Below are 13,655 nucleotides of genomic sequence, written 5' to 3'. Positions count from 1 at the left end.
TATGAGCTTTGCGACAACGTATTTCCGAATTCTGTCCGTTGAACGATTGAAAATGGGTAAATCGCCCATATGGATCCTGATTCTGCTAAGTCCACTCATTGCGCTGCTCATCGGACTAATGTCCACGCCATCGGGGAATTGGCAGGTATTAATGAGCACCATGGTCTTCCTGCATGGATTACTCCTCTTGCCGATGCTGACAGGCGTGTTTACGTCTTTTGTCTGCCGTTTTGAACATGCAGGAGGAGGGTGGAAGCAGATGTTGGTTCTACCGCTCACACGTTCAGGCGTATATGCAGGTAAACTGACGATTGTGCTCATGCTTCTGGCGGGTACGCAAGTATTATTGCTGATGTCCATTCTGCTGGCAGGGTTGATTCATGGTATCACGGGTCCCATCCCTTGGGGATTTTTGGTAGGCAAACTACTGCTTGGGTTGCTGGCCTGTGTACCACTGGCTGCCCTGCAGATGTTCGTTTCATTGGTTTGGAGCAGCTTTGCCGCGCCGCTCGCACTAAATTTTGCACTGACCATACCGAATATTCTCATTATAAACTCGGCGACATACGGGCCGTATTATCCATGGGCACAACCAATGATTCTGATGACACCCGTGGACGGCGCAGGTTTCGGAGCCTACAACGTGCCACTGATGACGATGCTCGCAGTCGTCGGAGGAAGTGCTGTTATTTTCATTGGCATAGGTATGATGTATTTTGCAAAAAAAGAAATTTGAATAATCCGTTACGTTCTTGGTTATCGTAGATCAAAATCCTCTTTAAGCAAAACATGCAAAGCTCTATTGTATGTAGGCTTGAGGAGGATTTTTTCTAATGTCTGACCCATCCATCATGAATGGTCAACTCCCGAATGATTTTGGCTGGTGCCCCGGCTACAAGTGTATTCTCGGGTACATCTTTGGTTACCGTGCTTCCTGCTGCCACAACTGCATTTCTGCCAATGGTCACTCCGGGCAAAATAAGCGCGCCTGTACCAATCCAGGCATTATCTTGGATCACAATTCGCTTGGCAGTCTGGCTCCCGTCATCCAGCGAATCAATCCGGTGATAGGCACTGTCGAATATGCTTGTTCGAGGACCAATCATGACGTTATTTCCGATGATCACTTCAACGTTAGCCGCAATCCCTACACCTGCATTAATCATAACGTCATCGCCAATCGTTAATCGCGCGCCCTTGACCACCGTTAACTGGGTTCCCCAAGGTTTGCCTATAATGTTAAGCCGTTTTCCCACCTGCAAGTCACCCAATTTATTGAGATAAACCTTACCCCTGATTCGTGGCAGCAGGCCCATAGAGGGCTGGATTTTACCAAAGATGGCCAAGCCTCTTAGTTTGCCGTAAACAATTTTAACTCTGTTGGGTAGCATGATTCATCCGTCCTCTCCGTGCTCAAATAACGCTTTTTAACGATTATAGCTTTAACGATACAATTTGTATCGTTAAATTTCTGAAGTATAATAAAGTGAAAATATAAATTCCAACTATTACATCACACATCATGTGAATTGAATCATAGATTGTAAGCAAAATGAGACGAGAATCTGGTAAAATAAAAAAAGCTGTTTCTAGGCAGGCTTACATGGTTATTCGAGGGTAGGCCCATTTCTACGGGATTAATCAATTCCTGTTGTTAGATGAAGATATTGGCTAAGAAAAGAGGGGTAAGCCTTGGATATTAATAAAACGGAAACCCTGAAGCGCATTATTTCTGAGGGAAGTTCTTACCAATCACTGTTTTTTAACCATCCGGATGCCATATATGTAATGGACATCCATGGAAACTATATTGATGCTAATCCCTCAGTAGAGCGGATGTCAGGGCATACACTGGATGACTTGATTCGTATGAGTCGAAATCAGATCTGTCCTCCAGACAGTGAAAATTCACGCAAAGAATATATTAAAGAGGTACTGGCTGGACGTTCAGTCAGTAATTCCATTACTTTTTATCATAAAGATGGTTCCCTGAAACAGGCACAGATAACGTATGTGCCCATCACAGAGGGGGAAGAAGTTGTAGGTATCTACGGCATTGCCAAAGATGTTACCGATATCTTGAAAGTGGAACGCGAGCTTCGGGAGGCGCAGGAGAAATATCAGGTACTTGCTGACCATGCGCAAGATCTAATTACGACCTGTGCTACAGATGGTGAGTTGTTATACGTTTCACCTTCCGTGTACACCTTGCTGGGTTATAAGCCGGAAGAAGTTACAGGAAAGTCCTTCAAGGATTATTGTTATCCGGGAGATTATCCTGATCCGATGGAGCTTTCCGAGATTGGTAATGGCTGCAAGATGCGTGTGTTACACAAAAAAGGACATTATATCTGGATGGAGACATTGGCGAAGCCTGTGGCTGGAGAGCGGGGCAAGACAACCCAGATTGTTAGCATCAGCAGGGATATTACTCAGCATAAGGATGCGGACAGACGTCTTCGAGAAAGTCGTCAGCGATACAGATCGCTGTTCGAACATAATCCGGCAGCCGTGTATTCATTGAATATGCAGGGCCAATATAGTGCGGTGAACAGCAAGCTGATGCAGATGCTGGATGTTCCACGCAATAAGCTTATTGGCAAATCGTTTTTATCCAATCTGGATAAACGCGAAGTGCAATACGGCCAAACGAGTTTTGAAATGGTGAAGCAGGGCGAACCGCAATATTATGAGACCCGGATCGTCAATTCAAGTGGTCGGAAGATCGAAGTATCTGTTACGAATGTGCCTATTATTGTGGATAAAGAAGTGGTAGGTGTCTATGGAATCGTGTCCGATATTACCGAGCGTAAGGAATATACGGAGCGAATTCAGGAGCTTAGCAAGCAACATGAGCTGATTCTTAACACCGTTACGGAAGGGATATATGGATTGGATGCGGATGGAATCACCATGTTTATGAATCCTGCAGCAGCTTCGATGTTCGGTTATGAAGCGAAAGAATTCATCGGCAAAAACTCACATCCCATTATCCATCATACCCGTGCAGACGGAAGTCATTTTCCAAAAGAAGAGTGCCCGATCCACATGACCGTGTTGGATGGACAGAGACGCTCAATCAAGGAAGATGTGTTTTGGCGTAAAGATGGCAGCAGCTTCCTGGTGCAGTATCAAGTGACGCCGATTATTGAACAGGGACAGATTCAGGGCGCAGTGGTCGTGTTCAATGATGTGACTGGCGAACGTGAGATTGTACGTGCCAAAGAGACAGCTGAGCTGGCAGCTCAGGCCAAGTCAGAGTTTCTGTCGATGGTCAGCCATGAGATCCGTACACCAATGAACGGGATCGTGGGCATGACCGAGTTGTTGATCGGTACCGATTTGTCGGAGGAACAGCGAGAATATGCCGAGATTATTCAAGATAGCGGCGATGCTCTGCTGAACATCCTTAATGATATTTTGGACTTCAGTAAGCTGGAATCCGGGAAAATGGCGCTAGCCTATGAGCCGTTCGCATTACGCAAGATGCTGGAACAGGTTGCCGAACTGTTTAAACCTCGTGCAGATGAGAAGCATCTGGAGATCAGATATCGTCTCAATCCAAGTATCCCTGAGTTCATGGTAGGCGACTCCATACGTATCCGGCAGATTCTGGTGAACCTGGTTGGCAATGCGCTCAAGTTCACAGACCGGGGAAGCATTGATGTCACCGTAGATATCATCAAGGGCAGAAAGCCTGAAGACAGCGTTCTTGATTTTGCGGTACAGGATACGGGAATCGGCATCCCGGCTGACAAGCTGGATCAGTTGTTCCAGTCCTTCTCTCAGCTGCATCCGGTGATTAACCGGAAGTATGGTGGTACTGGCCTGGGCCTGGTCATCTCCAAGCGACTCGTGGAGATTATGGGAGGCAGTATTAGTGTCGAGAGTATAGAAGGGGAAGGTTCGACCTTCCGGTTTGCTGTTCCTGCGACGAGTGTAGATGCTTCAGCGGAACAGACGGCAAGTCAGTTCCATCATGATCGCACACGTCAAAGTGACAAGGTCGCCATGCGTATTCTGGTGGCGGAGGATCATCCGGTGAACCGGAAGATTCTGCGAGAATATCTGGAGAAGCTCGGATACCAGGCAGATGTATGTACCAATGGTGTGGAAGCAATCGATGCCATCTCTCAGAATGCTTATGATATTGTCCTGATGGACATTCATATGCCTGTGATGGATGGACTGAAGGCGACAGACCTTTTACACCGCCTAATTCCACAGGATCGCATACCGCCCATCATTGCAGTTACAGGCAATGCCAAACGTGAAGACAAGGAAGCTTGTCTGGAGATGGGTATGCGTGATTTCATTAGCAAACCGGTTATGCTGAGTGAGTTGAAGCGAGTGTTACAGCAATGGGGACCAAGGGACGAACCTCAGCTTGCACCGAATTGAACAACTACCGATTGTGAAAAATAATAAACGCAAACATGCCAATAAGACTCCTCGCATGGAGTGTTATTGGCATGTTTGCGTTGGCAAGGCTTTTGAAGTTGAGCTGAAGCATACAAAGTGGAGCTTATACGAGTGGCTTATGCCAGTGTCAGACGATTGATGTTACCTGATAGGATTTCACAGGAATTGTTGAATTTTTCACGTTCCGTTGCATCCAGATTTAATTCGATAATCTCCTGAATGCCATTTCCGCCGATGATTGCGGGAACACCGACGCAGACGTTATGCTGCTCATACTCTCCGTCCAGGATAGCCGATACGGCGATAATTTTATGTTCGTCATTGAGGATGGAACGGGTGATGTGCGCCAGAGCATTGCCGATTCCGAATTGGGTAGAGCCTTTACGGGTAAAGATCTCCCATCCAGCATCCTTCGTTTTGCGTGCGATATCGTCCAGATCCAGATGTTTGAAGCGCTCCTTGTGCTGATCCATGATGTGCATAATCGGTTTACCACCGATGGTCACATGCGACCAGGCCACGAACTGGGATTCTCCATGCTCTCCGAGAGCATAACCATGCACACTGCGTGGATCGATGGAGAAGACTTCAGATAGCAGCGTTTTGAGTCTTGAGGAGTCAATGGACGTCCCTGTACCGATGACGTGCTCGCGCGGGAGGCCGGATAATTTCCATACCATATAAGTTACTATGTCAACCGGATTGGCAGCGACGACAAAAATCCCGTTAAATCCACTGTTCATGATGGGAACCACGATGTCTTTGGCAATGGACTCCGCTTCCTCCAGAATATCCAGCCGTGTCTGTCCTGGCTTGGGATTTGCCCCAGCGGTTAAGATAATCACATCCATATTGCCGCAATCGGCATACGTTCCTGCATATACTTTGGTGCGGTTATGTGTGAAGTCCATACAATGGGAAAAATCCAGTGCCTGTGCTACAGCACGGTCATACGTCCGGTCCACCATCATAATTTCCCTGCATATCGATTGATTAATCATGGAATACGCACAACTCGAACCGACAAGACCCGCCCCGATCACCGCTACTTTACCTGATTTGCCTAACACTGCCGTTCAGCCCCCATTACATTGATATTTATCCGTCACTTACGCGTCCTATGTTAAGTATAGTCCTTTATTTTATGCTGAAATGTACTTCTACGTTACATAAGATAACACATGGAAAAGCCGTGCAGCAATGATATCCGCTATCGCGGGAGCGTATTGGAGTAAAGGAGTTAACAAAATTGACATGAATAATTCACAATCCTATGATTTGACGGCATTTGCACCAGTATCATTCGACATGACAGCATTCATGTTCGTTGTCGGATCAAGGGTTATTTGTGCGAATCGTATACCTGACAAAAGTTCTTAGGAATCCGCAGAAACAGAACAAAACCGCCAAAGGGATCTGCCGAGAAGCTGACGAATACATACGGACAAGCAAAAGATAAGCATATTTGATCCATGAGACAGGTTGCCCCGATCCGATGACGGTTCCAAAAGGAACGCTGAAGCCATAATGTTTTTATCCAAGAATCAATTTCATAACTCACTAAAGGTATTATGAAATTGATTCCCAAAAGACTTCATTCCGGGAGGGAATTAATGATGATTGAAGAAGCAGGAGCAACGACGGAAACGGCCAAGAGCCTGGGCATAGGCGCCAGTACTCTTCGTAAATATGCGGCGGCACTGGAAGAACAGGGATACCGGTTCGAACGTTCCGCCAACAAATCCAGACTATTCAAATCAGACGACATCGAGTGCATTGAACGCTTGATGACCGAACTCAGAGAGCATAATCTACCCCTTGCTGATGCTGTGGTGACTGTATTGGCCCCTGATATGCCTGTAGTAGAAGTAAATGTGGATGTACCTGCGGTGAGAATCGAAGGTCTGTCAGAGCCGGAATGTGCAGCAACATCGATGTCATCCGTATTTCCTGAAGAACCTGAATTAACGGGTAATCTCAGATCCTATGAGGGTCTGGGACAGCTGGTAAGTGAGGTCACTTATGGTGCTGTGGAACAACAACAGGACGATCGGGTACAGCTACTACAACAGCGGGTCGATGAACTGGAGTTGACCCTTCAGCATCTGGCCGATACACATATGGCTCTTCAGGAACAGATGGAAAAACAGCGTCTATGGATGAACGAGAAGCTGGAAGAGGAGCGGGATCGTGAACTCGTAACCAATCTGCGTAGCTTCCAGGGAAGAAAACCCAAACCCAAAGGAGTATCCCTGCGTATGTTGTTCGGGTTGCTGCCCAAGAAGCATAAGGAAGCTTGAGCAACAGGCATTTACCTATCGTGATTTTACAGTATCGGCCTGATATAATAAGCTCCATACAACATGAAGACTGGCAACGGATTGCTCGGTATAGAATTAGGCCGGGAGGATCGGGAAGCTGGCGTGGGAGGATCTGTGGAGCTGCGACGAAGTTGGCAAAGATTGCTTGGACTATGGACTGACCGTTCTCGGCGTGAGGGGACGGCCATTGCTGAGCGTTATACAATACAGGAATTGCTGGGTATGGGGAGCTATGGGCTAACGTATCTGTGTACAGATGACCGGACCGGCAATGAAGTGGCATTGAAGGAGTCCAAGCCCAGCAAAGGCAGACTCTCTGCGCATCTGTTGGAGCGGGAGGCGGACGTGATGAAACGTCTGCACCATCCGGCGATCCCTGATCTATTGGACGTGTTCACATCCGGGAGACGAAGTTATATCGTTACCCAGTATATTCGTGGACAGACGCTGGAAGATTGCATATTTGAGCAAGGTCTTCAATATACGGAGCGGGAATGCCTGGAACTGGCAGGTCAACTGCTGGCCCCGGTAGCTCATGTGCATGAGCAGGGATATATTCATGGAGATGTGCGGATTCCCAATGTTATTTTACGTGAAGGGACGGTGCATCTGATTGACTTTGGCCTGGCAAGACGCTTGGGGGAGCCGTTGTTGCCGGAACTGAAGCGACGTATGCGTGAAGTACCTGAGCCTGAAGATGAACCGGCTACACCGGATCATGATCTGCAGGACATCGGTCACTTTCTTCTATTTATGCTGTATTCCGCCTATGAGCCAGAGAAGGGCCGAGAACCAGCGAGCTGGCAGGAGGAACTCAAGCTTACACCGGAATTGCACCAGATGCTGGAGCGACTCCTTGGACTCCGTCCAGGTTATGAGGGTGGGGCGACGGAGTTACAGGCAGAGATTGAGAAAGTATTGCTGAAATTACAATGAAATAAGCTCTATAGGCGGACCTATATTTGTTATCCGTGACCTCTTCGTATGATATCTGCAGGGGTCTTTTTCCTTGTTGCTGGTATAGAAAAAATAACGAGGTGTTCTGCAGGCCGTGTGTACGGCTGTCGAACACCCCTTTGTTACATATTTATATATTGTAGCGTCCACTATGCCGGCACGAGCATTGCTCTTTAAAAGCAGTAGTGAGAGCAGCTTAGCTAGAGCTGTATTTTCTGCTTTTGTAATACCCGGAGCCACTGCGGCTATCCCGGTATTTCACATCTGAAGAAGAATAGCGCTTGTAGGAACGCTTGCCTGAGGAACTGCTGTGACGTTTATAGGAGCGCCTGTCCGAGGAGCTATGACGTTTGCGGTGAGATGAAGATTTCGAATCAATCAGTTTGCCAATAATCTTTTTGAACATGAGCTTTCACCCTTTCGACTTCAACTGTTTTAACCATATACGTGGCCCGATATGAAGGGGTTTCGAGTTTTTCATGGAAAATTATATTCATTGGACAGGAGCTTGGCGTATAATAGGATGTTGCTGATTATACGGAATTTTTTATTTTGAGCGTTTAGCGTTACAATAGAGGACAGGATAAGATTTTAACGGACAAGGAGTAGTTGTTATGATTACGTTGAAGACCAAAGAACAGATTGAATATATGCAAAAAGCCGGAGAAATTCTCGCCGCGTGCCATAGAGAAATTGCAAAAATGATTCGTCCGGGCATCACGACACAGGAGATCGATCAGTTTGCAGAGGCTTTTATGAAGAAAAATGGCGCTATGCCGGAACAAAAGGGATACAACGGATACCAATATGCGACATGTGCGTCGGTTAATGATGTGATCTGTCACGGGTTCCCGGGAAAATATGCACTGAAAGACGGCGATATCGTCACAATCGACATGGTTGTTAATCTGAATGGCTGGCTGGCCGATTCGGCCTGGTCTTATGCCGTAGGTGAAGTGACTCCGGAAGCACAACATCTGCTGGATGTAACCAAAACCTCCTTGTACAAAGGAATTGAACTTGCCGTGGTTGGCAACCGGATCGGAGATATCTCCCATGCCATTCAAGTGTATGCAGAGGGTGAAGGTCTGTCGGTTGTACGTGAGTTTATTGGACACGGCATTGGCGAGAAGATGCATGAGGAACCACAAGTCCCTCATTATGGTCCACCACATCGGGGCCCACGTCTCAAGGAAGGCATGGTTATTACCATTGAACCGATGCTGAACATCGGTACGTACCGCAGCAAGCTGGATTCGGATGGATGGACTGCGCGTACTATGGATGGAAGTCTGTCTGCCCAGTATGAACATACGATTGCGATTACAGCAGACGGTCCTGTGATTTTGACAGCACAATAATAGCTAAAAGCAGCTACAATGTGACGATATTTGCATATTTCAAGGCGGCCCACGTTTGTGATCCGCCTGTTTCGGTTTAAACTAATAAGAAGTGATAACATAGAGCCAGTGGTGAGTGATCTCAGCTGACAAGGGTTAACCTTGCGTCCACTTGGCAACAAGGAGGTAATTTTGGTGTCTGTAAATAAACAGATCGTACTTGCGTCTCGTCCTGAAGGTGCACCATCCAGAGAGAATTTCAACTTCATTGATGCACCTCTTCCTGAACCGGAAGCCGGGCAAGTCCTGGTACGTACATTATATTTGTCGGTCGATCCGTACATGCGGGGCCGCATGAAAGATACAAAATCATATGCTGCACCGTACGCATTGAATGAAGTGATTAAGGGTGGAGCCATTGGACAGGTTGTGGAATCCTCGGAACCGAACCTGCGCAAAGGTGATCTCGTATCCGGCATGTGGGGCTGGCAGCAATATGCCGCAGTGAATACGGCGGACCTTTCGCTGATTGATACCGAAGAAGCACCAATCACGGCTTACCTGGGTGCGCTGGGCCTGACGGGTCTGACGGCTTATTTTGGTATGGAGGACATCGGCAAACCCAAGGACGGCGAAACGGTAGTTGTATCGGGAGCAGCCGGAGCGGTAGGTATGATTGCAGGTCAGATTGGTAAAATTGTAGGAGCACGCGTGGTCGGCATTGCAGGCTCTGACGAGAAATGTGAGTATCTGAAAGAAAAACTGGGCTTCGACGTGGTGTTGAACTATAAGAAGGAGCAGGATATGTCAGCGGCCATTGAACGGGCTTGCCCGGATGGCGTAGACGTCTACTTCGACAATGTGGGTGGTGACATCTCGGATGCCGTCCTACGCCACATCAATCGAAATGCACGTATTCCGTTATGCGGTCAGATCTCGTCCTATAATCTGGAGAAGCCGGATATCGGGATGCGCCCACAGACGCTGCTGTTAACGAATACAGCATTAATGAAAGGTTTTCTGCTGGGTGACTATACGAAATCCTTCAAGGAAGGCCGCGCCAAATTGGCGAAATGGATTAAGGAAGGTCACATCCAGTATGAAGAGAACATTGTGGACGGGTTCGAACAGACACCGGAAGCATTTATGGGTCTTTTCTCGGGAGATAATCTGGGCAAGCAGTTGGTTAAAGTTGCGGATCCTGAATAGATATCGAATGTTTTTACATTTATAAATAGGTTGAAAATGAAAAGAGACACGTTCTGCACACCAATGGTGCAAGAGAACGTGTCTTTTTGTCTGTGAATCCGTGCGCGGTTTGTGTATGACGGCTAGTTTTCAGCAACCAGCACTTCTTTGTAGTGTTTGTACATATATACACGCCAGCGTACAATCATGCCGAATGCGAGCAAGAAGAATAATCCACCTGTTTGCGGAATGCTTACATATCGCTGAATGATTTCATGCAGGATCAGGCGTACGGCCAGCAATCCGAGCAGAATGAAAGCAAAGCTGCGGGAACGTGTGGCAAAAATCTCTTCACCTACTCGTTCGAACCGTGTACTGCGAATGAGGGGATACGAGAAGAGAAACCAGCCCACCAGCAACGCAATGAATGCCCAGAGTAGAGGAACATGTGTCTCCGGTACAACAAACATGAGAAATCCTGTGCTCATGCCGAGCGGAGGAATAAGGATTTTGCGAATGGTCACCGGTCTGTGACTGGCTTTCATGCGGATGAAGATGGCAAGCAGGGCCATGACGAGCATACCCACGGTTGCTCCGATTTGCAGGTAGTACGGACTGATTTGAGCCACGTAGAACTCCCTCTTTCTGGAATAATATGTTATCCGGAGATCCGGAACCCAGTACGAATTGCCGGAATTTTCAGTTCCTATTATATCACAAACGCATATAGCCGATAGAAAGCTTAGTGTATCATATACCCGATATGTATTCACAGGGTGTATTTGAAAATTTTGTATTATTGTGCCCGTTGTAAGGCCGTTTATTCGATTAAGGGGAAATCATGCAATGATTGGACAAAAATGGATGTACATTAAGCTCATCGGCTCACATCGTACAGGTTGGCTTGCCAGTAATACCGATTGGTTAGTACATGTGGTCAGCCTGATCTGTGCAAGTGTACTGTTTCTTTTGCTAGTTATCTACGGTTATATCTTATGGACGAAATATAGCAGCAGACGTAGGGAAAAGGTTAAGACAGCGCTGGTTCAGGATTTACTTGCAGAAGGCTCGGTTTTACAGCGGTACCTTGACCAAGGGGAAATTAGCGTAGAATTATCGAATATGAGTGGAGATCAACAAAGCGTGTTGCAGCAGTTATTATTGCAACGGCTCGCTCAAGGCCCGGAAGAGCACGAGATCTTACGGATTCGCCTGTTATCCTGGCAAGTCTTTGGAGGTTCATATCGGTCGGTACTGAAGACGGGAAAGTGGAGCGAACGGGTTAACACACTATTATATATTGAACAGTTTCATATGATGGAGCTTCTGCCCAGATTAGAGGATATGCTGCGGGTTAGATCATGTACGCTACTTGAACGCTTTATCATTTTGCGCATATATGCCAGAACCGGTTATTTCAGAATCGTGAAGGAATTAATGCGTGAGCAATATGTATTGTCCGATTCACAGTATCTTCAGATCTTACTGTTGCTTACCGATTCATCCTGGACTCGTCTAAAGGATCATTTCAAAGATGTACCTTACCAGGTCCAGTCTAATATCATCCATGCCATTCGTATTCGGGATGATCAGACGGAGGGCGCTGTTGCTCTACTGGAGAAGCTCATTCTAGGAGACGATGGGAAACTACGTACTTGCTCTTATCAGGCACTGGCGTATGTGGGTAGGCGTCGTGAAGATTTGTTGAAGGGGCTATTGTTGGTATGGAACGAACATGGTGAGGAAAGGCAACGTGCTGAACGACTAACCGTGACCCAGCTCATGGGAACTGTTCATGCGGATGCTTTTATCCCTCGTCTGAAGATGATGATGGGTGATCCTTCCTTTCAGATCAGGCAGGAAGCGGCGAACTCCCTTGCCCGGTACGAACAGGGACTTGAAGAACTTCGGGATACGGCTGTTAATCATCCGGATAAATATGCAAGGCAGATAGCGGAAGAAACGCTGGAAAGGATGCAGTATGGACGAGAGATGGATTGAGATGCTGCGGGGGTTTGTTTTGGCGTGTTATGAGGGGATGTTTATTTATCTAGTGCTGGCGATTGTGATGTGCAGTGTACTGGTTGCCGCCGCCGCTCGGACATTGATCCGCAGGAGGGATCTGGACCCGCTGCAATATCATGAGATGTTAGATGAGGAACTGGCTCCGGCGGTCTCCCTGCTTGTTCCCGTGCGGAATAGCGAGGATACGATCGTACAGCGAATTAGCTGTCTGCTGGATATTCAGTATGCACGCTATGAAGTCATTATCATTAATGATGGGTCAGAGGATGGGACCATGCGGCGTCTAAAGGAAACCTATGATCTGATGCCCATTCAAAGTAAAGTTCATTATTCGGGACTTGGTCAGGAGACAGGTCAGATTAATGGTGTCTACCAATCCAGGTTGCATCATCGTCTGATTGTGATCGACAAGGCGTATGGAGGACGAATGGACTCCCTGAATGTAGGATTGAATATCTCGCAGTATCCCTACATCGCCTCCGTTGGCCCCCGTACAATTCTGGAACGGGATGCATTGGTGAAGATCATGAAACCCGTTATGGATGCTCTTCCGGGAGAAGAGGTCATGGCTTGCAGTGGACGAGTGGATCTCATGGCCCCCGGAAATACGAATCTGACGAACTCAGCCGACAACAGCACAAGACGGACGGGCAGTACGTTGTTTGTAATGCAGACCATTGAATACGTGCGTGCTTTTCTGATTAGCGGCGTGGGACTTGTTCGGTACAATATTAATGTGCTTTTATTTACATCCGAAGTATTCGGTGTATTCAAAAAGAACCGGGTGTTGGAAGTTGGAGGATACAAGCGAGATGACCAGGTCGCTCACATGGAACTGGTGATGCGGTTACAAAAACATATGAAGCAGATCCGGCAACGGGGGCGTATTATATATATTCCTGATCCGATCTGCAGGATAGAGGTACCCGGCACATGGCGTCAGCTGTGCAGACAGCGTACCGGTTGGCATATGCAGCTTGCAAGCAGTCTATGGACTCAGCGGAGCATGATCTTCAATCCGGCCTATGGTTGGATGGGGATGGTATCCATCCCTTATTTTATTTTGATCGAATTGTTGGGGCCGGTGTTAGAACTGGGAGCGATCGTGCTGTTCATTGCAGGCATAGGGCTACAGCTGGTGGATATTAATCTATGCATCATTCTCGCGTTGCTGCTGATACTTTATGGTTCCCTGTTGTCCGCGGGTGCGGTGATGTTCGAAATATGGTGCTCACGCAAGGCATATACGTCCCGAGAGGTAACACGTCTGCTGTTGTATGCATGTACGGAGACGTTCTGGTTCAGACCGCTGAATAATATATCCCGTATATATGGAATGTTGCAGGCGATGGGATTGAGGAAGGCAGAGGAAAAGGACAGCAGACATGGATTAGGGTAATCT

The 13,655-nt window shown here is 47.3% G+C and carries 12 protein-coding genes; 8 read left to right on the top strand and 4 right to left on the bottom strand.

From position 1 onward, the window contains the following. The first annotated feature begins 1 nt into the window (after position 1). Entirely contained in the window at positions 2 to 736 is a 735-nt protein-coding gene (locus HF638_RS14495; RefSeq protein ID WP_169480830.1) for an ABC transporter permease, read from the top strand. A 94-nt stretch (positions 737 to 830) separates the two neighbouring features. Here the strand turns inward: HF638_RS14495 and HF638_RS14490 are convergent, their stop codons facing one another. Further along, a complete protein-coding gene (locus HF638_RS14490) occupies positions 831 to 1,391 on the bottom strand; it encodes an acyltransferase (protein WP_169480829.1) in 561 nt (186 codons plus the stop codon). A gap of 301 nt (positions 1,392 to 1,692) precedes the next feature. On the opposite strand from HF638_RS14490, the gene HF638_RS14485 reads away from it, so the two are divergent. After that, positions 1,693 to 4,401 (top strand): PAS domain-containing hybrid sensor histidine kinase/response regulator, encoded by a 2,709-nt coding sequence (locus tag HF638_RS14485; protein ID WP_169480828.1) that lies wholly within the window; start codon positions 1,693 to 1,695, stop codon positions 4,399 to 4,401. Between the two features lie 137 nt (positions 4,402 to 4,538). Here the strand turns inward: HF638_RS14485 and HF638_RS14480 are convergent, their stop codons facing one another. Next, positions 4,539 to 5,492 carry an L-lactate dehydrogenase gene (locus HF638_RS14480; protein ID WP_145325640.1) on the bottom strand — a complete coding sequence of 318 codons (954 nt, stop codon included), beginning with the start codon at positions 5,490 to 5,492 and terminating at the stop codon, positions 4,539 to 4,541. Between the two features lie 543 nt (positions 5,493 to 6,035). Between HF638_RS14480 and HF638_RS14475 the strand changes: the two genes are divergently transcribed. Both HF638_RS14475 and HF638_RS14470 read left to right on the top strand, forming a co-directional pair. Beyond that, a complete protein-coding gene (locus HF638_RS14475; RefSeq protein WP_169480827.1) occupies positions 6,036 to 6,722 on the top strand; it encodes a MerR family transcriptional regulator in 687 nt (228 codons plus the stop codon). 63 nt (positions 6,723 to 6,785) lie between these two features. After that, complete coding sequence (locus HF638_RS14470; RefSeq protein WP_169480826.1) at positions 6,786 to 7,679, top strand: serine/threonine protein kinase; 894 nt, start codon at positions 6,786 to 6,788, stop codon at positions 7,677 to 7,679. 217 nt (positions 7,680 to 7,896) lie between these two features. On the opposite strand, the gene HF638_RS14465 is transcribed toward HF638_RS14470, so the two are convergent. Beyond that, a complete protein-coding gene (locus HF638_RS14465) occupies positions 7,897 to 8,106 on the bottom strand; it encodes a hypothetical protein (RefSeq protein ID WP_074093270.1) in 210 nt (69 codons plus the stop codon). A 208-nt stretch (positions 8,107 to 8,314) separates the two neighbouring features. Between HF638_RS14465 and map the strand changes: the two genes are divergently transcribed. Together map and HF638_RS14455 are read left to right on the top strand one after the other, a co-directional pair. Continuing rightward, on the top strand, positions 8,315 to 9,061 hold the full coding sequence (map, locus tag HF638_RS14460) for a type I methionyl aminopeptidase (RefSeq protein ID WP_169480825.1): 747 nt from the start codon (positions 8,315 to 8,317) through the stop codon (positions 9,059 to 9,061). A 174-nt stretch (positions 9,062 to 9,235) separates the two neighbouring features. Further along, the gene (locus HF638_RS14455; protein ID WP_169480824.1) at positions 9,236 to 10,249 is read left to right on the top strand and encodes a zinc-binding dehydrogenase; all 1,014 of its coding nucleotides are present in this window, start codon (positions 9,236 to 9,238) and stop codon (positions 10,247 to 10,249) included. 122 nt (positions 10,250 to 10,371) lie between these two features. On the opposite strand, the gene HF638_RS14450 is transcribed toward HF638_RS14455, so the two are convergent. Next, positions 10,372 to 10,857, bottom strand: coding sequence for a CcdC family protein (locus HF638_RS14450; RefSeq protein WP_340400278.1), 486 nt, complete (start codon positions 10,855 to 10,857; stop codon positions 10,372 to 10,374). Positions 10,858 to 11,074: 217 nt separating this feature from the next. Here HF638_RS14450 and HF638_RS14445 point away from each other — a divergent pair, with 217 nt between their 5' ends. Both HF638_RS14445 and HF638_RS14440 read left to right on the top strand, forming a co-directional pair. Continuing rightward, a complete protein-coding gene (locus tag HF638_RS14445; RefSeq protein ID WP_169480823.1) occupies positions 11,075 to 12,229 on the top strand; it encodes a HEAT repeat domain-containing protein in 1,155 nt (384 codons plus the stop codon). Continuing rightward, a complete protein-coding gene (locus HF638_RS14440; protein ID WP_169480822.1) occupies positions 12,210 to 13,652 on the top strand; it encodes a glycosyltransferase family 2 protein in 1,443 nt (480 codons plus the stop codon). The genes HF638_RS14445 and HF638_RS14440 overlap by 20 nt, the downstream gene beginning before the upstream one ends. Positions 13,653 to 13,655: the final 3 nt, after the last annotated feature.

This window comes from Paenibacillus sp. SZ31, from assembly GCF_012912005.1.
Taxonomy (GTDB): Bacteria; Bacillota; Bacilli; order Paenibacillales; family Paenibacillaceae; genus Paenibacillus.
The sequence above is the reverse complement of the archived record's forward strand: the minus strand, read 5'-3'. Positions and strand labels throughout refer to the sequence as shown.